Origin of the sequence: Spirillospora sp. CA-294931 (genome assembly GCF_050946795.1) — a bacterium.
Classification (GTDB): Bacteria; Actinomycetota; Actinomycetes; order Streptosporangiales; family Streptosporangiaceae; genus Spirillospora.
Map to the genome: position 1 here is coordinate 5571226 of NZ_CP192006.1, position 23846 is coordinate 5595071.

A 23846-nucleotide genomic window follows, 5' to 3' on the forward strand; every position below is an offset into this window, starting at 1 on the left:
GTCAGGACGCTTTTCATCGTTCTGGACGGGACGATACCGGCCACCTCGCAGGGGTCACGTCCCGGCGCGGTCACCGGAGACCCACGAGATCCGGCCTTCGGCGGAATGCCAGCGCGCCGCGGCGACGCGGCCGACGTACACGTAGCGGGGACAGGTGGAGTCCAGTTCCACGCGGTCGACGGTTCCCGTGGCGTCGGAGCCCGCCGAGGTGAGCGCCGCCCGGAGCAGTTCGAGTGCGCGGTCCCGGTCGGAGGTGACGCCCGCGGGCCCGACGCTGGTCGTCCACGCGTACAGGCGCGGCGGCCCCTCGTCCCGGGGTGCGCTCATGGCGGTCCTCCTCGCTCTGCGGGGGGATCGTCCACCAGCCAAGCCCTCGGGGACGGCGGTGACGAGGTATCCGCGCCCGGCCTGCGGCGGGGCGCCGCAGACGAGCGGCGACGGGTGCGCGGCCGTCGCCCAGCGGTCGGATCGGCGCGCCGAACGGCGCTACCCGGGGTCGGCGATCGCGTGACCGCTGCGCAGCGCGGTGCCGATGCTGTCGCGCAGCGCGGCCTCGGCGCGGCTCGCGTCGTCGGCCAGGGCGGCCAGCTCGTCGCGGGCCAGGTCGTCGCGGACGGTCGCGGCGAGCAGGTCGCGGTAGCGGGCGTTCTGCTCGGGCAGGCGCTGCACGACCCGCCACTCGTGGAAGGCGTCGTCGGCGTCGCGGGCCCGGCGCGCGTACGCCTCCAGCCCCTCGATCCGCTCGGTGATCGAGCCGATCGACAGCTCCAGCGCGCGCCGCTGCGGTTCGAGCAGCACCCGGACGTCGGCGCTGAGCCGCCCGACCCGCTGCTCGCGGCGCTCGCGGCGCAGCCGGGTGTGCTCGGCCAGCGCCTCGGCGATCGCCCATTCCTGACGGGGCAGCACGACGGAGTTGTTGACGGCGTCGAGCAGCCCCGCCCGGTGGGCCTTGGAACCGAGCACGGCGTCGATCGCGCGCTGCGCGCGCAGGAGCAGGCGCGCGGCCGGGCGGTCGAAGTCGCCGGGCAGCAGGTAGCGGCCGTGGTATTCGCGCGCGGCCCGCGCGGTCTCGGGCTCGCGCAGGTGCCGGAGCGTTCCGGCGATCCAGCCGGCGAAGCTGCCCGCGGCCAGCAGCGCCGCCGCCTCGCCCTGCCCGAGCAGCACCATCAGGACCTGCACCGCCGGGGTGAGCATCATCGCCAGCAGCGCCGCGCGGCCCCAGCGGAAGACGCCGCCGAGCAGGTCGTCCTCGTCCAGCGAGGCCAGGAAGAACACCCGGATCCAGCCGCCGGGCAGCACGCCGTAGAAGAAGGCGAACGCGGGCACCCACAGGACGCGACCGGCGATGGTCGCCAGCCCGAGGTGCGGGGCCGGGGGCGCGGGCAGGCTCGCGGCGGTGAGGGCCCCCGGAGCGGAGGCCAGAAGCGCCCGGACGTCGGCGGGGATGGCCGGGTCGAAGACGGGGCGCGGACGTCGTTCGTCGGTCATTGGCTCTCCCAGCGCGCTCAGAGAAACCTCTAACCCATCGGTTTCTCCGTGCCTATCACGCCGAGGGCGGTGTGAACAGCCGCCGTCACCGTTTCGGGCTCGGGGTCGGGGAGGATCGCGGCCAGATGGGCGTCGGGACGGACCACCCACGCCTCGCCCGCCCGGATGCCGAGCGTCGCGGCCAGCTCGCCCGAGGGGTCGAGCTCGGACGGCCGCAGCACGGTCAGCGGGACGCGGGCCGCCGGGGCGGGGCCGTCGCCGATGAAGGCGAAGCCGTCGCGCAGGAGCTGCCGCAGCCGGGTCGCACCGCGCGCCGCGATGGGGGCGTCGGGCACGATGACGCCCGGCGCCGGAGGCTGGAGCGCTCCCCTCGGCGGCCGTCCGGTGGGCGGTCTGGTCGGCTCGGGCGTGGTCAGGGGCGAGGCGGTGTACCAGAAGGGCTCGGCGAAGCGCCCCGAGTCGATGCCGGACGGGTCGGTGGCGTTCTCCAGGGCGGTCAGGCGCCGGGCGCGTTCGCGGTCGTCGTGCGGCACGAGAAAGCGCATCGTGGCGGCGGTGACGTGCAGGTTCTCCAGTGCGGCGGCGTGCCGCTCGTCGTGGTAGGTCTCCAGCAGCGCCTCGGGCGCCGCGCCGCGCGCGACCATGGCGATCTTCCACGCGGCGTTCTCGGCGTCGGGGACGCCGGAGTTGAGCCCCCGGGCGCCGAACGGCGCGTACAGGTGCGCGCTGTCGCCCGCCAGGAAGACGCGGCCCGCCCGCATCCGGTCCGCCACGCGGGACTGGAAACCGTAGACCGACGCCCAGAGGATCTCGTAGGGACGGTCTCCGACGACCTGGCGTATCCGGCGGTCCAGGCCGCCGCTCTCGCGCTCGGCGTCGAGCGAGAACCCCGGCTCCACCTGCCAGTCGATCCGGTAGGACGAGTCCGGGCACGGGTGGATGAGGACCTGGCGCCCGGGGTTCCAGGGCGGGTCGAAGTGGAAGCGCCGCTCCCGTTCCCAGCCGGGCACGTCCGCGCGCAGGTCGACGATGAGGAACCGGTCGGCGAAGCTCTCGCCGGGGAAGCCGATCCCGAGGTCGGCGCGCAGCGCGTCCGAGCGGCCGCCCGAGCACGCCACGACATACGGGGCGCGGACCTTCTCGCCGGTCGCGCAGGTGAGCGTGACGCCCTCGGGGTCCTGCTCGATGCCGGTGACCTCGTGGCCCCGCCGCGTCTCGATCCTCGGGTCGCGGGCGACCAGGTCGGCCAGGATCCGCTCGGTGCGCGACTGGGAGATGTTGACGCAGGCCGGGAGCGTCCTGGCACCGGCGAACTCCCAGCTGAACATCTCCCGCTCGCGGTGGTAGGTGCGCGCGGTGGTCCAGGCCAGGCCCTCCTCGGCGATCGCTCCGGCGCCGACCGCGGACCAGATGTCCAGGACGTCCCGCTGCTGGCAGATCGAGCGCGAGCCGATCGGGACGCGCTCACGATGGCGTTCCAGCACCAGGACGGGCAGCCCCCAGCGGGAGAGCAGCAGCGCGGCGGTGAGCCCGACCGGGCCCGCGCCGATGACCACGACGGGTTCCATGGACCTCAGCCCTGGAGCTCGGCCCAGACCTGGCGGTCGCGTTCGGCCGTCCAGATCCGGGGGCGCTCGACGCCGCCCAGCTCGTCCCAGAGCCGCGAGACGTCGAACGGCAGGCAGTGCTCGAAGATGGGCCAGCCGCCGTACTGGGGCGCGAGCGCGGCATGGACGGCGGCATAGGCGTCTTTGAGCGTTCCACCGCGCTCGTGCGCGGCACCGGTCTCCTTCAGCATCACCTGGAGGAAGTCGCGGGTCTGCGCGATGGCGTCGCGCACCTCCTGACGGCCGTGCGCGACCGCGCCGCGCCCGCCCACCAGCGTCTCGGCGTCGAAGGAGGCGACGTGGTCGAGCGTGCCCGCGGCCCAGTCGCGGTGGAAGGCGTCGCCGGTGTAGAGGGCGGCCTGCGTCTCCACCAGGTCACCGGCGAACAGGACGCGGTGGCGCGGCAGCCACGCCACGATGTCGCCCTCGGTGTGCCCGCGCCCGCAGTAGGCCAGGTCGAGGTCGCCCCGGTCGCCGCCAAGGTCGATGGTGAGGGTACTGGCGAACGTCACGCTGGGCCAGGTGAGCCCGGGGATGCTCTCCGGCTTCTTGAACAGGCGGGGCATCCGCCCGAACTCCGACTCCCAGTCCTGCGTGCCGCGCTCGGCGATCAGCGCCCGGGTGCGGTCGTGCGCGATGACGACGGGGGCGCGGAACGCGCTCGCGCCCAGCGTGCGGACGGCGTGGTAGTGCGAGAGCACCAGGTAGCGGATGGGCTTGTCGGTGTAGGTGCGCAGGATCGCGAGCCAGTCGCGGGCGGCGACGGGGGTCGCCAGCGCCTCGAAGCAGACCAGGAAGTCCTCCCCTTCGATCGCCGCGACGTTGGGGTCGCCCTCGGCGGTCAGCGCGTAGACCCCCTCGGCGAGGACCTCCAGGGTCTGGACCTTCTCCCCCAGGTCGGCGGACGACGCGAACGGCTTGGGCATCATTGCCCTCCTCGGACTCGGTGCTCCCGGACGGCGGTGGGTTCATTCCACACCGCCTGTCTCCATAATCGGGGGTAGGAGGGATCTTGGAAGGGGAAGGAAGGGTGCAACCTGCGCTCGACCGCGGGGAAGACTCCCGGGGAACGCGCGGTAAGGAGACCCGATACCGGTGAACGCCGTGCTCGGCCTGCTGGCCGTCCTGCTGCTGACCGCCGCCACCGGCTGGTTCGTGGCGCAGGAGTTCGCCTACGTCACCGCCGACCGGCCGACGCTGGAGCGGCAGGCCGCCGCGGGCGACCGGAGCGCCGCCCGTGCCGTGCGGGTGATGGAGCGGCTGTCGTTCATGCTGTCGGGCGCCCAGCTCGGCATCACGGTGACGGCCCTGGTCGTCGGGTTCATCGCCAAGCCCGCGCTGGCCGACCTGGTCGCGCCGCCGCTGGAGGGCGCCGGGGTGCCCGAGGGCGCGGTCGGCGGGATCGCGGTGGCGGCCGGGTTCGTGATCGCCACGATCATCCAGATGGTGCTCGGCGAGCTGTTCCCCAAGAACCTGGCGCTGGCCGAGCCCGAGCCGCTGGCCCGCGCGCTGGCCGCGTCCACGCTGCTGTACCTCACGGTGGCCGCGCCGCTGATCCGGTTCTTCGACTCCTCGGCCAACCGGCTGGTGCGCGCGGTCGGCATCGAGCCGGTCGAGGAGCTGCACCACGGCGCCACGCTGGAGGAGCTCGGCCACATCATCGGCGAGTCGGGCGAGAAGCTCCAGGAGGGCCAGGTCGACCTGCTGGAGCGGGCGCTGGCGTTCTCCGAGCGGACGGCCGAGGAGGTCATGGTCCCCCGGGTGGACGTGGTCACCGTGCCGGGCGCCGCCAAGGCCAGCGAGCTGAGCGAGGTCATCACCGCGCACGGGCACAGCCGCTACCCGGTGGTGGAGTCCGGCGTGGACGACGTCATCGGCCTGATCGGGCTGGACGAGCTGATCCTCGTCCAGCCCGAGCGGGCGGCGGTGACCCCGGTCCGCGAGCTGGCCCGGCCGTCGCTGATGGTGCCCTCCACGCTGCCGCTGCCCGACCTGGTCGCCCAGCTCCAGTCGTCCAACGCCGCGATGGCCTGCGTGGTGGACGAGTACGGCGGCTTCGCCGGCCTGGTCACCTGGGAGGACGTGGCCGAGGAGCTGGTCGGGGAGATCGCCGACGAGAACGACGTGGACGAGGACCTGGCGATCAGGCGCGGCGAGTGGTGGACGACCGACGCCGGGCTCCGGGTGGACGAGGTGGCGCACGAGACCGGGATCGCGCTGCCCGAGGGCGACTACGAGACGGTGGCGGGGCTGCTGATGAAGCGGCTCGGCCGGGTGGCCGAGCGCGGCGACGTGGTCACCATCGACCTGGTCCCCGAGCGGATGGACGACCCGCCGCGCCGGGCGGTGGTCGAGGTGCTGAGCATCCACCGGCACGTCCCCGAGCTGATCCGGCTGCGTGCGGAGGAGTCGCGGTGAACCTGTCCACGGGCGTGCCGCTGACCGCCTTCCTGCTGGTCGCCAACGGCTTCTTCGTGGCGGCGGAGTTCGCGCTGGTCGCGGCCAAGCGGCCGCGGCTGGAGCGCGCGGCGGCCCAGGGCAGCCGGACGGCCGCCTCGGCCGTGGCGGGCATCCGCGAGCTGTCGCTGATGCTCGCCGGGGCGCAGCTGGGCATCACGATGTGCTCGCTGGGCCTCGGGCTGGTCTCCGAGCCGGTGATCGCCGACGCGCTGACCCCGCTGTTCCACGCGGCCGGGATGCCCTCGACGGCCTCGCACGCGGTCGCGTTCGTGCTGGCGCTCGGCCTGGTGACGTTCCTGCACATGGTGGTCGGCGAGATGGCGCCCAAGTCGTGGGCGATCGTGCGGCCCGAGCGGTCGGCGATGATGCTGGCGATGCCGTTCCGGGCGTTCACCACCGTCGTCCGGCCGGTGCTCGCGGCGCTGAACGCCGTCACCAACCTGCTGATCCGGATGATCGGGGTCAGGCCCCGGGACGAGATCAGCGTCTCGCGCACGCCCGAGCAGCTGCGCAGCCTGGCGCTGGAGTCGCGGCGGCTCGGGCTGATCGAGGAGACCGAGCTGCACCTGCTCACGGCGGCCCTGGACGCCCCGCGCGCCCCGCTCAAGGGACTGGTGACGCCGGTGGCCGACATCGTCTCGGTGCCGGCCACGGCCGTCCCGCAGGAGGTCCTCGACACCGCCGCCCGGACCGGCCGCACCCGGATCATGCTCCAGGGGCCCGGCCCCCGCATGGTCCATGTCCGCGACGCCTACCTGGCCAGGGCCCGTGGCCGCAGGACCCCGGCCGGTGAGCTGGCGCACCCGGTGCCGACCTTCCCCGTCGGGACGCCCGTGGCCGAGGCGGTGGCGGCGCTCCAGGCCGCGCAGAGCCATCTGGGCCTGGTCCGGGGCGAGGACGGCCGGGTGGCCGGGCTGATCAGCCTGGACGACCTGCTGACAACCCTGCTGGCCGTCAACCAGGGTTGACACTCGCGCGATCGTCAACCTACATTGACGATATGAGCGACGGAGTGACGCTCGCCCAGGAGGCGAGCAGCCGGGACCCCGCGGTCGGGCTGAAGGCGGTCCGCGCCCTGCGCGAGCTCGCCGAGCGCCTGGAGGCCCTCCAGGTCGAGAACGCGCGCGAGCGCGGCTGGTCCTGGCAGGAGATCGCGGTCTGCCTCGGCGTCAGCAAGCAGGCGGTCCACAAGAAGCACGGCGGCGGCCGGAAGATCCTCAACAGGGAGCGATGATGTTCGAACGGTTCACCAAGGAGGCCAGGAACGCCGTGGTCGCGGCCCAGCGGGAGGGGCGGGAGCTGGGCCACGACACGATCGGTCCCCAGCATCTGCTGCTGGCCCTCGCCGCCGACGACGGCCCGGCCGGGCGCGTCCTGCGCGAGCACGGCATCCGCGCCTCGTCCCTGCGGGCGCACGTCGTCCGGGGCGCGGGCGATCCCCTCGACCCCGACGCCCTGCGCGCCATCGGCATCGACCTGGACGAGGTGCGCCAGGCCACCGAGCAGAGCTTCGGCGAGGGCGCGCTGGACGTCCCGGCGGGCCGGTTCCGCCGGGGCAGGGGCCACATCCCCTTCACACGCGACGCCAAGAAGGCCCTGGAGCTCAGCCTCCGCCACGCGATCCGCCTCAAGCACAAGGAGATCAACAGCGGGCACCTGCTGCTCGGCGTCCTGCACGACGAGCGCTTCGCGTCCGTCACGACGCTGGCGGCGGCGGGCGTGAGCGTCGAGACCCTGCGCGACGACGTCACCGGCGAACTCGCCTCGGACGCCGCCTGATTCTTCCCCGATCGGGGAAGGAAGCCGGGTAGTGGACCTTCACGAGCGCATCGACGCCCTGGCCGACCGCCTGGCCCGGGGCGGCGAGCTCACCGACCCGGCGTGGCGGGACGCGCTGCACGCCGTCCCGCGCCATCTGTTCGTCCCCCCGGTGGCCCTCGCCGTCCCCGACGAGGGCCCCGAGTACGCCGTCGACCGCGACCGGGCGCCCGGCGCGTGGTGGGACGCGATCTACGCCGACCAGGCGATCGTCACCCAGCTCGACGACGGCGCCACCGACGTCGGCGCCGGACGCGGCGACTACAGCTCCTCGGTCTCGGCGGCCGGGGTCGCCGTGGAGTTCCTGGAACTGCTGGCCCCCTACGACGGCGACCGGGTGCTGGAGATCGGCACGGGCTCGGGCTGGACGGCCGCGCTGCTGTCCCATCGGCTCGGCGAGCGGAACGTCACCAGCGTCGAAATCGACGAGGGCCTGCATCTGCGGGCGGCCGCGAACCTCGAACGAGCCGGGTACGCGCCGAGGCTCGTGCTGGGCGACGGGACCCGGGGACTGCCGGAAGGCGCGCCCTACGACCGCGTCCACGTGGCGGCGGGCGTGCGCGAGGTCCCCTACGCCTGGGTCGCGCAGACACGTCCGGGCGGCGTCATCGTGTTCCCCTGGATGCCCGACTTCGAGCCGGGCCACAAGGTGCGGCTGATGGTCGACGACACCGGCGTCGCGACCGGCCGCTTCTCCGGGAGCGCCGGGTACATGATGCTCCGGAGCCAGCGCCCGCCCCCGGCCCCCGAGCACCAGGGCGGCCACCGCGAGCGGCCCGCGACGCTGGACCCCCGCCGGATCTTCCGCTCCTGCCGGGGCCTCGACGTGGCCGTGGCGGGGACGCTCCCCGACGTCCACGTCGCCCTGCGAGAGGGGCCCCCGTATGAGGTCTGGCTCTGGACGGACGAGTCGGGCGCCCACGTGACCGGCTCCGTCGTCCGGCAGTTCGGCCCCCGCGACCTGTGGGACGAGCTGGAGGCCGTCTTCTTCCGCTGGATCCGCTGGGGCCAGCCCGACCGCGCCCGGTTCGGGATCACCGTCTCGCCCGAGGGGCAGCACGTCTGGCTGGACGATCCGGACCGGGTTCTGTGAGGCATGATGGACGCGTGCCCCAGATCAAGTTCTACGGCCGCCGCGACGTCTGGGCCGGCCGCCGCGCCGAGCTCTCCGACCTCGCCCACGGCTGCCTGACCGAGGCCTGGCAGACCCCGGAGGACGCCAGATTCCAGCGCTTCCTGCTGCTGGACCCCGAAGACCTGGTCGCGTCCGGCCGGTCCGAGAACTACCTGATCGTCGAGGTCCTGGCCTTCTCGGGCCGCAGCGACGACGCCAAGCGCTCGCTGATCAAGACGATGTACGGGCGTCTCCCCGAGGCGCTCGGCATCTCCCCCGTCGACCTGGAGATCGTCGTCGTCGAGTCGCCCCCGGTCGCCTGGGGCATCCGCGGCGTCCCCGGCGACGAGATCGCGCTCAGCTACTCGGTCGACATCTGATCAGGGGGTGCCGATTTCTGGTCAGGGCTTGCGGACGCCGATCGCGGCGGTGACGGCGGGCCAGCTGCGGCGCAGTTCGCGCTTCCAGTAGGGCCAGTTGTGCATGCCGGGCCCGTAGAGGTTCGCGGTGACGCGGATGCCCTCGCGGCGCGCGGCCGCGACGAAGTTCGTGGTCATCCGGCCGGTGAGCTGCTCGCCGAACCGCCCGGCCGACCACGGCGGCTCGCCCCCCTTGTCGTAGGGGCCGGGCTCGCCGTTGCCCGAGGAGACGTAGACGCCGACGTTGCGCAGGCGGCCGACCAGCACGGTCGGGTCGTGCGCGCGCCAGTTCGCCCGGTCGGTGACCGGGTCGCCCCAGATGGCCGTCGTGCCGTTCAGCTGGGTCAGGACGGCCGGCATGCCCGGCGCGGTGATGTTCAGGGGCCCGCTGTAGGCCGCGACGTACTTGAACAGCGTCGGGTAGCGCACCGCGTACGTCATGGCGCCCTGGGCGCCCGAGGACAGCCCGATCGTCGCGCGCGTCGACCCCGCGCGGAAGTTGCGCTCCATCAGCGGGATGACCTCGCGGATGTGGAAGGTCTCCCAGGCGGGGATGCCGCCCCTGCCGCCGTTCCACCAATTGGTGTACGACCCGTTCCGTCCGCCCTCGGGCATCACGATCATCAGGTCGTATCCGGCGGCGACCTTGGCGAGGTCGGAGTGCTTGGTCCACGACTGGTAGTCGCTGTTGCCGCCGTGGAAGGCGTAGACGACCGGCCAGGAGCGCTTGGCCCCGGCGCTCCACGTCTTGGGGACGATCACGCGCGTCTGCACGACCCTGCCGAGCGCCGGGCTGGCGATCGACAGGTCCAGCCAGCTCTTGCCGAGCCGCTTCACCGCCGTGATCTTCGCGCCGTCGTCGGCCTTGTGGAACTTGGTGGGCAGCTTGCCGATGCCCTCGGGCAGGTGCGGCTTCTTGCCGTGCTCGCTCTTGCGGTCGTCCGGGTCGCCACGAGGGGCGCGCGGGCCGGGCTCGGTGTCGAACGGGTAGCTCGACGAGCGGTTCTTCGGCAGGTACGTCGGCGTGGTGACCGGCGATTCGGACGGCTGGGCCGCCGGGCCGAAGCTGGGCAGGTTCGGCCCGCTCTCGCTGGGACTGGTCTGTGCCTGGGGCCGGTTATTGGACGTGGTCCGCCCGATCCCCGTCTCCGAGAGCACGATCATGAAGGTCGGCAGCACGACCGCGACCACGGCTGTTCCGCCGAGGGCGATCTTCCTGTCGGTACGTCGCTGCATGGACTCTCCAGCCGAGGAGGCGACCGGGTTCCCCGCGGGACACCTGGGACCTTAGTAACGAAGTCTGGGAAAAGTTACTGCCCAGGACTATTCCCGAGCAACTATCCCGAACAAATCCCTAGAACTCGTGGGGGTTGACATCCGACGCGGGACCTTGACCTCAAGTAATGTTGAGGGCGCAGACTGAGGGGTATGACCATCAAGCTCGACCACATCATCGTCCCGGCCAACGACAAGCGGGAGTCCGCCGAGTTCCTCGCGGGCATCCTCGGTGTGACGGCGGGCCCCCAGACCGGCCCCTTCTACCCGGTCACGACCGGCAACGGCGTCACGCTCGACTTCATGGACTCCGACGACTTCCGCTGGCACCACTGCGCGTTCCTGGTGCCCGAGGAGGACTTCGACGCCATCCACGCACGCATCAAGGCCTCCGGCGCCAAGTGGTACGCCGACCCCGACGGCAGCGGCGTCGGGGAGATCAACACCCGTGACGGCGGCCGTGGCGTCTACTTCGACGACCCCGGCGGCCACGCCATGGAAGTCCTCACCGTCCCCTACGGCGGCTGGCGGTAGCCGAGTCCGTCAGGGCCGAGGGAAGCCGGCCAGCGCCTTCTCGCAGATGGAGCGGCGGCGCGGGTCGCCGGAGAAGCGGCGGGCGCATTCGGTGCGGGCCCAGGCCGAGGTCGGGGCCGGTCGCGGAGCCGCGACGGGCGTCCGGCGTGGCTCGGGACGGCGGCGCGCGGCCGGGGGCGCGGCCACGGTCGCTCGGGGCCGGGCCGCCGTCCGGTCCGGCTCGCGTTCCGGGTCGGCGGGGACGATGTCGTCCGGCGCGGGCCGCACCGGTGGCGGCGCCGCCGACGGGGCCGGGCGGGGCTCGGCCGCGGGAGTGTCCCTGCGGGCGGGGGCGCCGGGGGTCAGGAACGTGACGGCCACGGCCAGCGCCGCCAGGCCCGCGCAGACGCCGGAGAGGTAGGCGGCACGGCGGGCGCGCGGCGGCTGGGGCAGGGCGCGGGTGAAGCCCGAGGGCGGGACGCGGGAAGGACGCACGCGTCCATCGTCACGCTCCGTGGCGTCGCGGGCACGGAGAAACGCCCGAACGTTATAGGCGGTCGACCCCGGTCACCTTCAGCACGGCCTCGCCCGCCTCGTCCGAACCGGCCAGGTCGACCTCGGCGGAGATCCCCCAGTCGTGGTCGCCCGCCGGGTCGTCGAAGACCTGCCGGACGCGCCACAGCGCGTCCTCGGGGACCTCCTCGATCTGCAGGAGCTTGGGACCGCGCGCGTCGGGGCCGGTGAGCAGCTCGTCGTGGTCCTCCCAGTAGCCGGCCATGGCCGCGGGCCAGTCGAGGTCGGGGTCGAGCTCGCGCAGCTCGGAGTAGCGCTCCAGCGCGGCCAGCTCGACCCGGCGGAACAGGGCGTTGCGCACCAGGACGCGGAACGCCCGCGTGTTGGCCGTGACGCGGGTGACGCGCTCCTCGATGACCTCGTCGGGGTCGTCGGAGGGATTGGCCAACTGCTCCCACTCGTCCAGCAGGCTGGAGTCGACCTGGCGGACCAGCTCGCCCAGCCACTCGATCAGGTCGATCAGGTCGTCGTTCTTGATCGACTCCGGGACGGTCTGCTGGAGCGCCTTGTAGGCGCCCGACAGGTAGCGCAGGACCAGGCCCTCCCCCCGGGCCAGCTCGTAGTAGGAGATGTACTCGGTGAAGGTCATCGCCCGCTCGTACATGTCGCGCACGATGGTCTTGGAGCGCAGCGGGTGGTCGCCGACCCAGGGGTGCCCGGCGCGGTAGATCTCGTAGGCGGCCTCCAGCTCCTCCTCCAGCGGACGCGGGTAGCTGACGTCCTGCAGGAGCTCCATCCGCTCCTCGTACTCGATCCCCTCGGCCTTCATCGCCTGGACGGCCTCGCCGCGCGCCTTGTTCTCCTGCGCGGCCAGGATCTGCCGGGGGTCGTCCAGCGTCGCCTCGATCACCGACAGGACGTCCAGCGCGTAGGTGGGCGAGGCCGGGTCGAGCACCTCGAAGGCGGCCAGCGCGAACGTCGACAGCGGCTGGTTGAGCGCGAAGTCCTCCTGGAGGTCGACGGTGATCCGCGCGTGGCGGCCGTGCTCGTCGGGCTCGGGCAGCGCCTCGACCACTCCCCCGGCCAGCAGCGACCGGTAGATCGCGATGGCCCGGGAGATGTGGCGGCGCTGGGCCGTGCGGTCCTCGTGGTTGTCGGTGAGCAGGCTTTTCATGGCCTGGAACGCGTTGCCCGGCCGGGCGATCACTGACAGCAGCATCGCGTGGCTGACCACGAACCGGGACCGCAGCATCTCGGGCTCGGCGCTCTGGAGCTTGACGAAGACCTCCTCGTCCCAGCCGACGAAGCCCTCGGGGGCCTTCTTGCGCTGGACCTTGCGCCGCTTCTTGGGGTCGTCGCCCGCCTTGGCCAGCGCCTTCTCGTTCTCCACGACATGCTCGGGCGCCTGGGCGACCACGAACCCGACGGTGTCGAACCCGGCCCGTCCGGCCCGCCCGGCGATCTGGTGGAACTCCCGCGCCCGCAGCCTCCGCACCCGGTGCCCGTCGTACTTGCTCAGCGCCGTGAACACCACGGTGCGGATGGGCACGTTCACGCCCACGCCCAGGGTGTCGGTGCCGCAGATGACCTTCAGCAGGCCCGCCTGGGCGAGCCGCTCGACCAGGCGCCGGTACTTGGGCAGCATCCCCGCGTGGTGGACGCCGATCCCGTGCCGCACGAACCGCGACAGGTTGCGCCCGAACTTGGTGGTGAACCGGAAGCCGCCGATCAGCTCGGCGATGCGGGCCTTCTCCTCCTTGGAGCACACGTTGATGCTCATCAGCGACTGGGCCCGCTCGATCGCGGCGGCCTGGGTGAAGTGCACCAGATAGATCGGGGCCTTCAGCTCGCCCAGCAGCTCCTCGATCGTCTCGTGCAGGGGCGTGACCCGGTAGTCGTAGATCAGCGGCACCGGCCGCTCGGCGGAGGTCACCAGCGCCGTCGGCCGTCCCGTCCGGCGGCTGAGGTCCTTCTGGAAGAACTGGACGTCGCCCAGCGTGGCCGACATCAGCAGGAACTGCGCCTGCGGGAGCTCCAGCAGCGGGATCTGCCACGCCCACCCCCGCTCGGGCTCGGCGTAGAAGTGGAACTCGTCCATCACGACCACGCCGACGTCGGCGTCCCTGCCGTCCCGCAGCGCCATGTTGGCCAGCACCTCGGCGGTGCAGCAGATGATCGGCGCGTCGGCGTTGACGGAGGCGTCGCCGGTCATCATCCCGACGTTCTCGCGCCCGAACATCTCGCACAGGTCGAAGAACTTCTCCGACACCAGCGCCTTGATCGGCGCCGTGTAGAACCCGACCTGGTCGCGGGCCAGCCCCGCGAACAACGCCCCGGCGGCCACCAGGCTCTTCCCCGACCCCGTCGGCGTCGACAGGACCACGTTGGCCCCCGAGACCACCTCGATCAGCGCCTCCTCCTGCGCGGGGTACAGCGTGATCCCGCGCCCCGACACCCACCGTTCGAACGCCTCGAACAGGGAGTCGGGGTCAACATCGGCGCCGGACGGAAGCTGATCGATAAGCGGCTCGCTGGAGTTCACCCCCCCATCCTGCCCCCGTTCACCCCCGTCCCGAGCCACCGCCCGCGCCGTTCCCGCCAGAAATGACCGACATGCCCGATAGGTTCGGCCGATCGTCATCAGCCCGAGGAGGCGCCGTGAATGACGGAGCACCCCGCCAGGTCTGGGCCCCGGACGAACTGGCGGCGCCCACGCGTCCCGACTGGCAACCGGCCACGCCCCGCACCCCCGGGCGTTCCAGGCACCCGGCACGGCGGCTCGGCGGCCTGGTCCTCGCGGTCGTGTGCGCCGTGGCCGCCTGGCTCGCCGTCGGCCGGTGGGTCAACCCGGCGATCGAGGAGAAGCGCCACGGCCCCGTCCGCGAACTGACCGTTCCACCCTCGATCGGCAAGTACCGGCTCCAGTCGGGACCGGCGGCACGCCGGACCGCCGCGGCTCTGCGTGACGACATCGCCCGGACGCCCTTCTGGCGCAACCGCGACGTGAGCCGGGTGAAGATCGGCGTCTACCGGCGGGGTGACCGGCAGCTGATCTTCGCCGGTTTCGGCGCCAAGGACTATCCCGACCTGGGCAGGAATCGGTCCCCCGGCCGGACCGTCGACGAAGGGCTGCACGGGCTGGGCGTCTCTCGACCCACCCAGGAGCAGGCCGGGCCCCTGGGCGGGGTGCTGCGATGCGGCCAGGTCGTCCGGCCGAGCCAGCGGTTCTCGGCATGCGCCTGGGCGGACGCCTCGACCGCCGGGCTGGTGGCAAGCGCCGACCTGGCGCCCGCCCGGCTCGCCCAGGCCACGCGCACCGTCAGGAGCGCGGTCGAGCACTGAGCGTCCGGGGGCACTGGCGGTGGGTCAGGGCTGGACCTCGGTGCGGTCGGCGCCCCAGAGGGTGTGGAAGGTGCCCTCGCGGTCGGTGCGGCGGTAGGTGTGGGCGCCGAAGTAGTCGCGCTGGCCCTGGGTCAGGGCGGCGGGAAGGCGTTCGGCGCGCAGGGAGTCGTAGTAGGCCAGGGCGGCCGAGAAGCCCGGGGTCGGGATGCCGAGCTTGGCGGCGGTGGCGACCACGAAGCGCCAGCTGTCCTGGGCGGCGCCCAGGGCCTCGGCGAAGTGGTCGTCGGTGAGCAGGGTCGGCAGCGACGGGTCGGCCTCGTAGGCCGCGCGGATGCGGTCGAGGAAGCGGGCCCGGATGATGCAGCCGCCGCGCCAGATGGTGGCCATCGCGCCGGAGTCGATGCCCCAGCCGTACTCGGCGCTGCCGGCCTGGATCTGGTGGAAGCCCTGGGCATAGGCGACGATCTTGGACGCGTACAGCGCCCGCTCGACATGCTCGGCGAACCCGTTGCCGTTGCCGATGGTGGTGGTGAGCGGGCCCGGGAGGCCCTGGGCCGCCTCGCGCAGCGCGGCGTGGCCGGAGACCGAGCGGGCGAAGACGGCCTCGGCGATGCCGCCGACCGGGACGCCGAGGTCCAGGGCGATCTGGACCGTCCAGCGGCCGGTGCCCTTCTGCTCGGCCTGGTCGACGACGACGTCCACGAACGGCTTGCCGGTCTCGGCGTCGGTGTGGGCCAGGACCTCGGAGGTGATCTCGATGAGGTACGACTCCAGGCGGCCGGTGTTCCAGGTGCGGAAGACCTCGGCGATCTCGCCGGGCGCGTGCCCGGCGGCGCGGCGCAGCAGGTCGTAGGACTCGGCGATCAGCTGCATGTCGGCGTACTCGATGCCGTTGTGCACCATCTTGACGAAGTGGCCGGCGCCGTCCGGGCCGACGTGGACGGCGCAGGGCGTGCCGTCGACCTTGGCCGAGATGTCCTCCAGCAGCGGGCCGAGCGCCTCGTAGGACTCCGCCGAGCCGCCGGGCATGATGCTCGGGCCGTGCAGGGCGCCCTCCTCGCCGCCGGAGATGCCGGCGCCGACGAAGTGCAGGCCGCGCTCGCGCAGGGCGGCCTCGCGGCGGCGGGTGTCGGCGAAGTGCGCGTTGCCGCCGTCCACGATCATGTCGCCCTCCTCCAGGAGGGGGGCGAAGACGTCGATGACCGCGTCGGTGGGCGCTCCGGCCTTGACCATGATCACCAACCGGCGCGGCCGCTCCAGCGACGCCACGAAGACCTCGGGCGTCTCGGCGGCGACGAAGGTGCCCTCGTGCCCGAACTGCTCCACCAGGTCCTTGGTCTTGGCAGGAGTACGGTTGTGGACGGCTACCGGGTGCCCGTGCCGGGCGAGGTTGCGGGCGAGGTTCCGCCCCATGACGGCCAGTCCCGTGACGCCGATGCGCGCCTTGTCCATGAGTGCTCCTTCTATATGAGTGGCCCCACCCACCGTTATACGCGGCTGGTGTGAGGTGCCGTTCGAGTGGGGAACGGGGGAGTACGTACGGATCGACTCTTGGGGGCCCGATGCTCGGACTGCCGGACACGGCCGAAGCGTGCCTGTTCGACCTCGACGGTGTGCTGACCCGCACCGCCGCCGTCCACGCGGCGGCGTGGAAGGAGATGTTCGACGAGTACCTGCGGCGACGGCCGGAACCCTTCGTCCCGTTCGACTCGGTGAAGGAGTACGGGAAGTACGTCGACGGCAAGAAGCGCGAGGACGGGACGCGCTCGTTCCTGGAGTCGCGTGGCATCACCTTGCCCGAGGGCGATCCGGACGACCCGCCCACGGCCGAGACGGTCCGGGGGCTGGGCAACCGCAAGAACGAGCTGGTCCTGAAGCTCATCGAGGAGCGCGGCGTCGAGGTCTTCGACGGCTCGGTCGACTTCGTCCGGGAGGCGCGTAAGGCGGGGCTGAGGACGGCGGTGGTGTCGTCCAGCGCCAACACCGTTCAGGTGCTCCAGGTCGCGGGTATCACCGACCTGTTCGACGCGCGCGTCGACGGCGTCACGGCGCAGGAGCGCGGGCTGCCGGGCAAACCGGCCCCGGACATGTTCCTGGCCGGGGCGCGGGCCGTCGGCGTCCCCGCCGCCGGGGCCGTGGTGTTCGAGGACGCGCTCGCGGGCGTCCAGGCGGGGCGCGCGGGCGGGTTCTCGTACGTGGTGGGGGTCAACCGGGTGGACGAGGAGCACGCGACCGCACTGGCCGAGCACGGCGCCGACATCGTCGTCGGCGACCTTTCCGAACTGCTGGAGGGCACGTGACCGAGCGCGACGTCCATGGGGCGACCGACCGTCCGCTGTACGCCGTCGAGCCGTGGTGCGTGCGCGAGCCCGAACTGCGCCTGGACCGCCTCGCGCAGAGCGAGTCGGTGTTCGCCCTGTCCAACGGGCACGTGGGGCTGCGGGGGAACCTGGACGAGGGCGAGCCGCACGGCCTGCCGGGCAGCTATCTGAACTCCTTCTACGAGCGGCGTCCGCTCCCCTACGCCGAGGCGGGCTACGGCTTCCCCGAATCGGGGCAGACCATCATCAACGTCACCAACGGCAAGCTGATCCGGCTGCTGGTGGACGACGAGCCGTTCGACGTCCGGTACGGGCGCGTCCACGAGCACGAGCGGGTCCTGGATCTGAAGGCGGGGACGCTGCGGCGCCGCGTGGAGTGGACCTCCCCCGCCGAGCGCACCATGCGGATCACCTCGGTGCGGATGGTCTCGCTGACCCAGCGGGCGGTCGCGGCGATCTACTACGAGGTCGAGCCCGTGGACGGCCCGGCGCGCATCGTGGTGCAGTCGGAGATGGTGGCCAACGAGACGCTGCCCGACATGGGCCGCGACCCGCGCGTGGCGGCCGTCCTGGACTCGCCACTGGTCAGCGAGGAGCACGTCTCCAACGGCACCAAGGTGGTGCTGGTGCACCGCACCCGCGACAGCGGGCTGCGGATGGCCGCGGGGATGTCGCACGACGTCGAGGGCCCCGACGACATGGCCGTGGACGCCGAGAGCTCCCCCGACATCGGACGGGTGACGATCTCGACCCGGCTGGAGCCCGGCCAGAAACTGCGGGTCGTGAAGTACATGGCCTACGGCTGGTCGAGCCGGCGCTCGCGGCCCGCGCTGCACGACCAGGTCGTCGGGGCGCTGGCCGCCGCGCGCCACACCGGCTGGGAGGGCCTGCTCAAGGAGCAGCGCGACTACCTCGACGACTTCTGGTGCGGCGCGGACGTCGAGATCGAAGGCGACGCCGAGGTGCAGCAGGCCGTCAGGTTCGGGCTGTTCCACATCCTGCAGGCGGGCGCGCGCGCCGAGCGGCGCATGATCCCCGCCAAGGGGCTGACCGGCCCGGGCTACGACGGCCACACCTTCTGGGACACCGAGACGTTCGTCCTGCCGGTGCTCACCTACACCCACGCCGGGGCGGCCGCCGACGCGCTGGCCTGGCGGCACATGACGCTGCCGCTGGCCCGCGAGCGCGCCACGCAGCTCGGCCTGGCCGGGGCGGCGTTCCCCTGGCGGACGATCCGCGGCCAGGAGTGCTCGGGCTACTGGCCCGCCGGGACCGCCGCGTTCCACATCAACGCCGACATCGCCGACGCCGTCGTCCGGTATCTGGACGCCACCCAGGACGCCGAGTTCGAGCGGGAGATCGGCCTGGAGCTGCTGGTGGAGACGGCCCGCCTGTGGCGCGGCCTCGGGCACCACGACGTCGAGGGCGTGTTCCGCATCGACGGGGTCACCGGCCCGGACGAGTACACCGCGATCGTGGACAACAACGTCTACACCAACCTGATGGCGCGGCGGAACCTCCAGGCGGCCGCCACGATGGCGATGCGCCACCCCGACCTGGCCGACCGGTTCGGCGTGACGACCGAGGAGGCCGCCTCGTGGCGGAACGCGGCCGCCGCCATGCTCATCCCCTACGACGAGCGGCTGGGCGTCCACGCGCAGAGCGAGGGCTTCACCAACCACGCGCGCTGGGACTTCGCCGCGACCAAGCCCGACCACTATCCGCTGCTGCTGAACTTCCCCTACTTCGACCTCTACCGCAAGCAGGTCGTCAAGCAGTCGGACCTGGTGCTGGCGATGCACCTGTGCGGGGAGGCGTTCACGCCCGAGCAGAAGGCGCGGAACTTCGACTACTACGAGGGCGTGACGGTGCGGGACTCCTCGCTGTCGGCGCAGTCGCAGGCGGTGATCGCCGCCGAGGTCGGGCAGCTGGACCTGGCGCACGACTATCTCGGCGAGACCGCCCTGCTCGACCTGCACGACCTGGCCCGCAACACCCGCGACGGGCTGCACATCGCGTCCATGGCCGGGGCCTGGAGCGGCCTGGTCGCCGGGTTCGGCGGGATGCGCACCGGGAACGGGCGCCTGGCGTTCGCGCCGAGGCTGCCCAGCAGCATCGGCCGCCTGGCGTTCCGGCTCCGCTACCGGGGCAGCCGGATCAAGGTCACCGTCCGCGCCAGGTCGGCGAAGTACGAGCTGCTGGACGGCCCGGGCCTGACCCTGCTGCACCACGGCGAGGAGGTCACCCTGGCCGACGAGCCCGCCGAGCTGCCCATCTCACCCGTCCCGGCCCGGCCACGCCCCGCCCAGCCCGCGGGCCGGGAACCGACTCCGAGACGCACCGACCCCCACCTGCGCGAGACGGCCGACGAGCACCCCTAGTCGCAGGACGCGCAGACGTCCTCGGAGACCGCTGAGGAGGACGCCGACGCGCGCGCGCCGTGCTCGACGAGCAGGCGGCGGGGGCCGGGCCCCTCGTCGCCGAGGCGGTCGTAGGGGTTGGCCAGCGCGCATTTGCTGATGGACAGGCAGCCGCACCCGATGCAGTCGGTGAGGTCGTCGCGCAGCCGCTCCAGCTGGGCGATCCGGTCGTCCAGGCCCGTCCGCCAGGTCTCCGACAGCCGCGCCCAGTCCTCGGCGGTGGGCGTGCGCTCGCAGGGCAGCGTGGCCAGCGCGTCCCTGATCTCGCTCAGCGGGATCCCGACCCGCTGGGCGACCTTGATGAACGAGACCCGGCGCAGCGTGTCCCGGCTGAACCGGCGCTGGTTGCCCGCCGTGCGGCGGCTGCTGATCAGGCCCTTGCTCTCGTAGAAGTGCAGGGCCGACACCGCCACGCCGCTGCGCTCGGCGAGCTGCCCGACGGTCAGTTCGTTCAACCTGAACTCAAGCCGCGTCATGCTGGAATCCTAAACGGGACGGCCCGTCATTCGACCTCCACCCGCGAGACGACGTCCCGGGCGGGGACGATCTCGCCCCGACCGGAGGACTCCGCCAAGACGGGGCCTAGTGGTGGGCGATCGGAGCGGCGCGGTGGCGTCCGCGCTCATGGGTGAGCTTCAGAAGGCGGAACGCGGCCCCGACCATGAAGGCCCCGAACAGGATCGAGAAGAACCCGATGATCCAGACCACGGCGAGCGCGCCGTCCTCGGGCCACGCGAACAGCATCAGACCGAACAGCACCGAGACCGCCCCCGACAGGATGTAGAGCCACTCGCCCCGGATCTGCTTGCGCAGCCCGACCGCGGCGACGATCTCGAAGACCCCGGTGATGACCGCCCAGGCCGCGATGAGCATCAGCAGCGCCAGCCCGGTGATCCCGGGCCAGGCCATCGCCATCACGCCCAGCACGACCCCGGACACACCGACCAGCGCCAACCAGGCCCGCGACCGCCCGAACCCGCCCTGGAACGCCGCGACCAGCGAGAAGAACCCGTCCACCAGCGCGTACGCCCCGAACAGGACGACCAGCGCCCAGATGGTGATCCCCGGCCAGGTCCACGCGACCAGCCCGAAGAGAATGGCGAACACCCCGCGCAACGCGAGCACCCACCAGTGGCGGGCCAGCGATTCGAGCATGGAGCCCCCTGTGAGAAAACCGATACCTCACAGGTAGCCGCACCCAGCAGGCCCCAACACCAAGCCCACACCCTTTTACAGCAAAACCCAAAACCCCAGCCGAAAAGGGGCGAGGGGCGGAGCCCCAAAAGGGGGCCTGGGGGCGAAGCCCCCAGTCGGGGGGCGTGGGGGGCGGAAGCCCCTCCACCCGGGGTGCGGTGCCACCCGCAGCGAGCGCAGCGAGCGAGGATGGCGCCGCACCCCGGCCTGGGGGTCCGGGGGGTGGCCCCCCGGGTAAACAGAGTTAGCGCAACCTATTCACGAGGGAGTTGTATTCGTCCCAGAGTTCCTTGGGGAGGTGGTCGCCGAAGGTCTCGAAGTGGGCGGGGACCAGGGCGGCCTCCTGCTTCCAGACCTCGGTGTCGACCGACAGGAGCGTGGCCAGGTCGTCCTCGGCGATCTCCAGGCCGTCGGTGTCGAGGGCGCCGGGGGCCGGGAGGTGGCCGATCGGGGTCTTGACGGCGTCGGCCTGGCCGTTGAGGCGCTCGACGATCCACTTCAGGACGCGGCTGTTCTCGCCGAAGCCGGGCCAGATGAACTTGCCGTCGGCGTTCTTGCGGAACCAGTTGACGTAGTAGATGCGGGGCAGCTTCTCGACCTCGGTCGAGCGGCCGATCTTGAGCCAGTGGGCGAAGTAGTCGCCCATGTTGTAGCCGCAGAAGGGCAGCATGGCGAAGGGGTCGCGGCGCAGCTCGCCGACGGTGCCCTCGGCGGCGGCGGTCTTCTCCGAGGCGACGTTGGCGCCGAGGAAGACGCCCTGCTGCCAGTCGAAGGACTCGGTGACCAGCGGGACGGCGGTGGCGCGGCGGCCGCCGAACAGGATCGCCGAGATCGGGACGCCCTTGGGGTCCTCCCACTCGGGGGCGATGATCGGGCACTGGCCGGCCGGGGTGGTGAAGCGGGCGTTGGGGTGGGCCGCCGGGGTCTCGGACTCGGGCGTCCAGTCGTTGCCCTTCCAGTCGGTGAGGTGCGCGGGGGGCTCCTCGGTGAGGCCCTCCCACCACACGTCGCCGTCGTCGGTGAGCGCGACGTTGGTGAAGATGCTGTTGCCCCAGAGGGTCTTCACGGCGTTGGCGTTGGTGGCCTCGCCGGTGCCGGGCGCGACGCCGAAGAAGCCGGCCTCGGGGTTGATGGCGTAGAGGCGGCCGTCCTCGCCGAAGCGCATCCAGGCGATGTCGTCGCCGATGGTCTCGACCTTCCAGCCCGGGATGGTCGGCTCCAGCATCGCCAGGTTGGTCTTGCCGCAGGCGGACGGGAACGCGGCCGCGACGTAGCGGGTCTCGCCGGTGGGCGGCGTGAGCTTGAGGATGAGCATGTGCTCGGCCATCCAGCCCTCGTCGCGGGCCATGGTCGAGGCGATGCGCAGGGCGTAGCACTTCTTGCCCAGCAGCGCGTTGCCGCCGTAGCCGGACCCGTAGGACCAGATCTCGCGGGTCTCGGGGAAGTGCGAGATGTACTTGGTGTCGCTGCACGGCCACGGGACGTCGGCCTGGCCGGGCTCCAGCGGGGCGCCGACGGAGTGGACGGCCTTGACGAACGAGCCGCGCTCCTCGATCAGGCGCAGCGCGCCCTCGCCCATGCGGGTCATGATCTTCATGGAGACCGCGACGTAGGGCGAGTCGGTGATCTCGACGCCGAGCTGGGAGATGTTGCCGCCCAGGGGGCCCATACAGAAGGGCACCACGTACATGGTGCGGCCCTTCATGCAGCCCTTGAAGAGCTCGCCGAAGGTCTCGCGCATCTCGGCGGGGGCGATCCAGTTGTTGGTGGGCCCGGCGTCGGCCTCGTTCTCCGAGCAGATGTAGGTGCGGTCCTCTACTCGGGCCACGTCGCTGGGGTCGGAGGCGGCGTAGAAGCTGTTGGGCCGCTTGCTCGGGTCGAGGCGCCTGAACGTGCCCTGCTCGACGAGCAGACCGGTGAGGCGCTCCCACTCCGCCTCGGAGCCGTCGCACCACTCCACCCGGTCGGGCTGGGTCAGCTCGGCGATCCCGCGCACCCAGTCGAGAAGTTCGGTGTTACTGGTGGGGGCCTTTTCGGGGCCGGGGGCCGACGACGCAGCGACCTGGTTGGACACGTGCAACTCCTTTAGGTGTTCGCAGGATCTCTGCATCATGAACAAGGGCCCACGATTTAGCCATTTGGTCTGGACCAATCAGGGCCCCTTTTGGGCCCCTCCTACCCGTTCTGTGACTGATATCACCAGCCCCACCTGGGCAGACGGGAGGGAACGGTCGAGCGGGAGTTCGCAGTTCAGGCGGGATAGGCGTGGGTTTCCGCGGCCTTGACAGCCGCCCATACCTCGCTACCCTCCGCCAATTGGAGTTCGGCGACGGCGCCGGGTGTCACATCGGCGGCGGCGGTGATGCCGGAACCGTCGAGCTGGACCCTGACACGGTCTCCCTGCCGCTCGATCGCGCTCACGGCGGCCCGCCAGACATTGCGGGGGCTGCCGTCGGGACGGGTGCGGTAGAGCGCGACGGCCGATGGCGCGAAGGCCAGAAAGACCTCACCTTCAAGCGCTTCGATGCTGTCCAGTGCGAACGCGCTTTCGTGGAGTGTGACCGTCCCGCCGGACGCACGGCCCCGGTACAGGTTCAGGCCCACCAGGCGGGCGACGTAGTCGGTGCGCGGGCGCCGGGCCACCTCGGCGGGCGGGCCCTGCTGGACCAGGCGGCCGTCCTCCACGACGACCAGCCGGTCCGAGAGCACCATGGCGTCCAGGGGGTCGTGGGTGACCAGCACGGCCGCGCCCTCGAACCCCGCGAGATGGCGGCGGAGCGCGGCCCTGATGGTGAGCCTGGTGTGGGCGTCCAGGGCCGAGAGCGGCTCGTCCAGCAGGAGCAGCCGGGGCTCGACGGCCAGGGCGCGGGCCAGCGCGACGCGCTGGGCCTGGCCGCCCGACAGCGCGCGCGGACGCTCGGACGCCCGGTCCGCGAGCCCGACGCGCTCCAGCCAGGCGGCGGCGCGGCGGCGGGCCTCGCGCCGTCCGGCCCCCTGGGAGCGCGGCCCGAAGGCGACGTTCTCCAGCGCGCTCAGATGCGGGAACAGCAGGTAGTCCTGGAAGACCATCCCGATGCCGCGCCTCTCGGGGGGCAGCGGACGCAGGTCGGCGCCGTCGACCCGGACATGCCCTCCGGAGGACGGGACGAGCCCGGCCAGCGCGCGCAGCGCGGTGCTCTTGCCCGCCCCGTTGGGCCCGAGCAACGCCACCACCTCGCCCGGCGCCACGGCCAGCTCAAGGTCGAGCGTGAAGCTTCCGCGCCGCACGACCAGGTGCGCGTCCAGCCCCTTCACGAGGCGCCCGTCCAGCCATCGCGGAGCACCGCCACCACCGCGCCGGGGCCGAGGGGTCCGCGCCGCAC

22 protein-coding genes are annotated in these 23846 nt (G+C 72.4%); 10 read left to right on the forward strand and 12 right to left on the reverse strand.

Annotation, left to right across the window (positions count from 1 at the left end):
- Positions 1 to 54 precede the first annotated feature (54 nt).
- From ACQPY4_RS25215 to ACQPY4_RS25230, 4 genes are all read right to left on the reverse strand, one after another.
- Positions 55 to 327 (reverse strand): hypothetical protein, encoded by a 273-nt coding sequence (locus tag ACQPY4_RS25215; RefSeq protein WP_433324686.1) that lies wholly within the window; start codon positions 325 to 327, stop codon positions 55 to 57.
- Between the two features lie 159 nt (positions 328 to 486).
- The gene (locus ACQPY4_RS25220) at positions 487 to 1488 is read right to left on the reverse strand and encodes a hypothetical protein (protein ID WP_433324688.1); all 1002 of its coding nucleotides are present in this window, start codon (positions 1486 to 1488) and stop codon (positions 487 to 489) included.
- 29 nt (positions 1489 to 1517) lie between these two features.
- Positions 1518 to 3056 carry an FAD-dependent monooxygenase gene (locus ACQPY4_RS25225; RefSeq protein WP_433324690.1) on the reverse strand — a complete coding sequence of 513 codons (1539 nt, stop codon included), beginning with the start codon at positions 3054 to 3056 and terminating at the stop codon, positions 1518 to 1520.
- A 5-nt stretch (positions 3057 to 3061) separates the two neighbouring features.
- Positions 3062 to 4021 carry an MBL fold metallo-hydrolase gene (locus ACQPY4_RS25230; protein WP_433324692.1) on the reverse strand — a complete coding sequence of 320 codons (960 nt, stop codon included), beginning with the start codon at positions 4019 to 4021 and terminating at the stop codon, positions 3062 to 3064.
- Between the two features lie 169 nt (positions 4022 to 4190).
- On the opposite strand from ACQPY4_RS25230, the gene ACQPY4_RS25235 reads away from it, so the two are divergent.
- Genes ACQPY4_RS25235 through ACQPY4_RS25260 form a run of 6 tightly spaced genes read left to right on the forward strand, consistent with a single transcriptional unit; the run spans position 4191 to position 8867 of the window.
- Positions 4191 to 5513, forward strand: coding sequence for a hemolysin family protein (locus ACQPY4_RS25235; protein WP_433324694.1), 1323 nt, complete (start codon positions 4191 to 4193; stop codon positions 5511 to 5513).
- Positions 5510 to 6523, forward strand: a complete 1014-nt coding sequence (locus ACQPY4_RS25240) for a hemolysin family protein (RefSeq protein WP_433324696.1) — start codon at positions 5510 to 5512, stop codon at positions 6521 to 6523. Before ACQPY4_RS25235 ends, ACQPY4_RS25240 begins: the two co-directional genes overlap by 4 nt.
- Before the next feature lie 32 nt (positions 6524 to 6555).
- Positions 6556 to 6789, forward strand: a complete 234-nt coding sequence (locus tag ACQPY4_RS25245; protein ID WP_433324698.1) for an RNA polymerase subunit sigma-70 — start codon at positions 6556 to 6558, stop codon at positions 6787 to 6789.
- Entirely contained in the window at positions 6786 to 7334 is a 549-nt protein-coding gene (locus tag ACQPY4_RS25250) for a Clp protease N-terminal domain-containing protein (RefSeq protein ID WP_433324700.1), read from the forward strand. Before ACQPY4_RS25245 ends, ACQPY4_RS25250 begins: the two co-directional genes overlap by 4 nt.
- 31 nt (positions 7335 to 7365) lie before the next feature.
- Positions 7366 to 8466: a methyltransferase domain-containing protein gene (locus tag ACQPY4_RS25255; protein ID WP_433324702.1), complete on the forward strand. Its 1101-nt coding sequence runs from the start codon at positions 7366 to 7368 to the stop codon at positions 8464 to 8466.
- Between the two features lie 14 nt (positions 8467 to 8480).
- Positions 8481 to 8867 (forward strand): tautomerase family protein, encoded by a 387-nt coding sequence (locus ACQPY4_RS25260; protein ID WP_433324704.1) that lies wholly within the window; start codon positions 8481 to 8483, stop codon positions 8865 to 8867.
- A 21-nt stretch (positions 8868 to 8888) separates the two neighbouring features.
- Here ACQPY4_RS25260 and ACQPY4_RS25265 read toward each other — a convergent pair whose 3' ends face one another.
- The gene (locus ACQPY4_RS25265) at positions 8889 to 10142 is read right to left on the reverse strand and encodes an alpha/beta hydrolase (RefSeq protein WP_433324706.1); all 1254 of its coding nucleotides are present in this window, start codon (positions 10140 to 10142) and stop codon (positions 8889 to 8891) included.
- A gap of 192 nt (positions 10143 to 10334) precedes the next feature.
- Here ACQPY4_RS25265 and ACQPY4_RS25270 point away from each other — a divergent pair, with 192 nt between their 5' ends.
- The gene (locus tag ACQPY4_RS25270; RefSeq protein ID WP_433324708.1) at positions 10335 to 10715 is read left to right on the forward strand and encodes a VOC family protein; all 381 of its coding nucleotides are present in this window, start codon (positions 10335 to 10337) and stop codon (positions 10713 to 10715) included.
- Positions 10716 to 10724: 9 nt separating this feature from the next.
- On the opposite strand, the gene ACQPY4_RS25275 is transcribed toward ACQPY4_RS25270, so the two are convergent.
- Positions 10725 to 11189 (reverse strand): hypothetical protein, encoded by a 465-nt coding sequence (locus ACQPY4_RS25275; RefSeq protein WP_433324710.1) that lies wholly within the window; start codon positions 11187 to 11189, stop codon positions 10725 to 10727.
- Between the two features lie 52 nt (positions 11190 to 11241).
- The gene (locus ACQPY4_RS25280; protein WP_433324712.1) at positions 11242 to 13749 is read right to left on the reverse strand and encodes a DEAD/DEAH box helicase; all 2508 of its coding nucleotides are present in this window, start codon (positions 13747 to 13749) and stop codon (positions 11242 to 11244) included.
- 116 nt (positions 13750 to 13865) lie between these two features.
- Between ACQPY4_RS25280 and ACQPY4_RS25285 the strand changes: the two genes are divergently transcribed.
- Positions 13866 to 14549, forward strand: coding sequence for a hypothetical protein (locus tag ACQPY4_RS25285; RefSeq protein ID WP_433324714.1), 684 nt, complete (start codon positions 13866 to 13868; stop codon positions 14547 to 14549).
- Between the two features lie 24 nt (positions 14550 to 14573).
- On the opposite strand, the gene gndA is transcribed toward ACQPY4_RS25285, so the two are convergent.
- Positions 14574 to 16001 carry an NADP-dependent phosphogluconate dehydrogenase gene (gene gndA / locus ACQPY4_RS25290; RefSeq protein ID WP_433324716.1) on the reverse strand — a complete coding sequence of 476 codons (1428 nt, stop codon included), beginning with the start codon at positions 15999 to 16001 and terminating at the stop codon, positions 14574 to 14576.
- Positions 16002 to 16111: 110 nt separating this feature from the next.
- Between gndA and ACQPY4_RS25295 the strand changes: the two genes are divergently transcribed.
- Positions 16112 to 16849: a beta-phosphoglucomutase family hydrolase gene (locus ACQPY4_RS25295; RefSeq protein ID WP_433324718.1), complete on the forward strand. Its 738-nt coding sequence runs from the start codon at positions 16112 to 16114 to the stop codon at positions 16847 to 16849.
- Positions 16846 to 19251, forward strand: a complete 2406-nt coding sequence (locus tag ACQPY4_RS25300; protein WP_433324720.1) for a glycoside hydrolase family 65 protein — start codon at positions 16846 to 16848, stop codon at positions 19249 to 19251. The genes ACQPY4_RS25295 and ACQPY4_RS25300 overlap by 4 nt, the downstream gene beginning before the upstream one ends.
- On the opposite strand, the gene soxR is transcribed toward ACQPY4_RS25300, so the two are convergent.
- The 4 genes from soxR to ACQPY4_RS25320 form a co-directional block, all read right to left on the reverse strand.
- On the reverse strand, positions 19248 to 19766 hold the full coding sequence (soxR, locus tag ACQPY4_RS25305) for a redox-sensitive transcriptional activator SoxR (protein WP_433324722.1): 519 nt from the start codon (positions 19764 to 19766) through the stop codon (positions 19248 to 19250). The two genes, ACQPY4_RS25300 and soxR, sit on opposite strands and share 4 nt — an antisense overlap.
- Positions 19767 to 19872: 106 nt before the next feature.
- Positions 19873 to 20445 carry an HdeD family acid-resistance protein gene (locus ACQPY4_RS25310; RefSeq protein ID WP_433324724.1) on the reverse strand — a complete coding sequence of 191 codons (573 nt, stop codon included), beginning with the start codon at positions 20443 to 20445 and terminating at the stop codon, positions 19873 to 19875.
- Between the two features lie 283 nt (positions 20446 to 20728).
- Positions 20729 to 22558, reverse strand: coding sequence for a phosphoenolpyruvate carboxykinase (GTP) (locus ACQPY4_RS25315; RefSeq protein ID WP_433324726.1), 1830 nt, complete (start codon positions 22556 to 22558; stop codon positions 20729 to 20731).
- A gap of 176 nt (positions 22559 to 22734) precedes the next feature.
- The gene (locus tag ACQPY4_RS25320; protein ID WP_433324728.1) at positions 22735 to 23778 is read right to left on the reverse strand and encodes an ABC transporter ATP-binding protein; all 1044 of its coding nucleotides are present in this window, start codon (positions 23776 to 23778) and stop codon (positions 22735 to 22737) included.
- Positions 23779 to 23846: the final 68 nt, after the last annotated feature.

What these genes read in the sequence shown, in the direction of transcription:
- ACQPY4_RS25215 (WP_433324686.1), bottom strand. Translation starts at nt 327, where the DNA reads ATGAGCGCACCCCGGGACGAGGGGCCGCCGCGCCTGTACGCGTGGACG.
- ACQPY4_RS25220 (WP_433324688.1), bottom strand. Translation starts at nt 1,488, where the DNA reads ATGACCGACGAACGACGTCCGCGCCCCGTCTTCGACCCGGCCATCCCC.
- ACQPY4_RS25225 (WP_433324690.1), bottom strand. Translation starts at nt 3,056, where the DNA reads ATGGAACCCGTCGTGGTCATCGGCGCGGGCCCGGTCGGGCTCACCGCC.
- ACQPY4_RS25230 (WP_433324692.1), bottom strand. Translation starts at nt 4,021, where the DNA reads ATGCCCAAGCCGTTCGCGTCGTCCGCCGACCTGGGGGAGAAGGTCCAG.
- ACQPY4_RS25245 (WP_433324698.1), top strand. Translation starts at nt 6,556, where the DNA reads ATGAGCGACGGAGTGACGCTCGCCCAGGAGGCGAGCAGCCGGGACCCC.
- ACQPY4_RS25250 (WP_433324700.1), top strand. Translation starts at nt 6,786, where the DNA reads ATGATGTTCGAACGGTTCACCAAGGAGGCCAGGAACGCCGTGGTCGCG.
- ACQPY4_RS25265 (WP_433324706.1), bottom strand. Translation starts at nt 10,142, where the DNA reads ATGCAGCGACGTACCGACAGGAAGATCGCCCTCGGCGGAACAGCCGTG.
- ACQPY4_RS25270 (WP_433324708.1), top strand. Translation starts at nt 10,335, where the DNA reads ATGACCATCAAGCTCGACCACATCATCGTCCCGGCCAACGACAAGCGG.
- gndA (WP_433324716.1), bottom strand. Translation starts at nt 16,001, where the DNA reads ATGGACAAGGCGCGCATCGGCGTCACGGGACTGGCCGTCATGGGGCGG.
- ACQPY4_RS25295 (WP_433324718.1), top strand. Translation starts at nt 16,112, where the DNA reads ATGCTCGGACTGCCGGACACGGCCGAAGCGTGCCTGTTCGACCTCGAC.
- soxR (WP_433324722.1), bottom strand. Translation starts at nt 19,766, where the DNA reads ATGACGCGGCTTGAGTTCAGGTTGAACGAACTGACCGTCGGGCAGCTC.
- ACQPY4_RS25310 (WP_433324724.1), bottom strand. Translation starts at nt 20,445, where the DNA reads ATGCTCGAATCGCTGGCCCGCCACTGGTGGGTGCTCGCGTTGCGCGGG.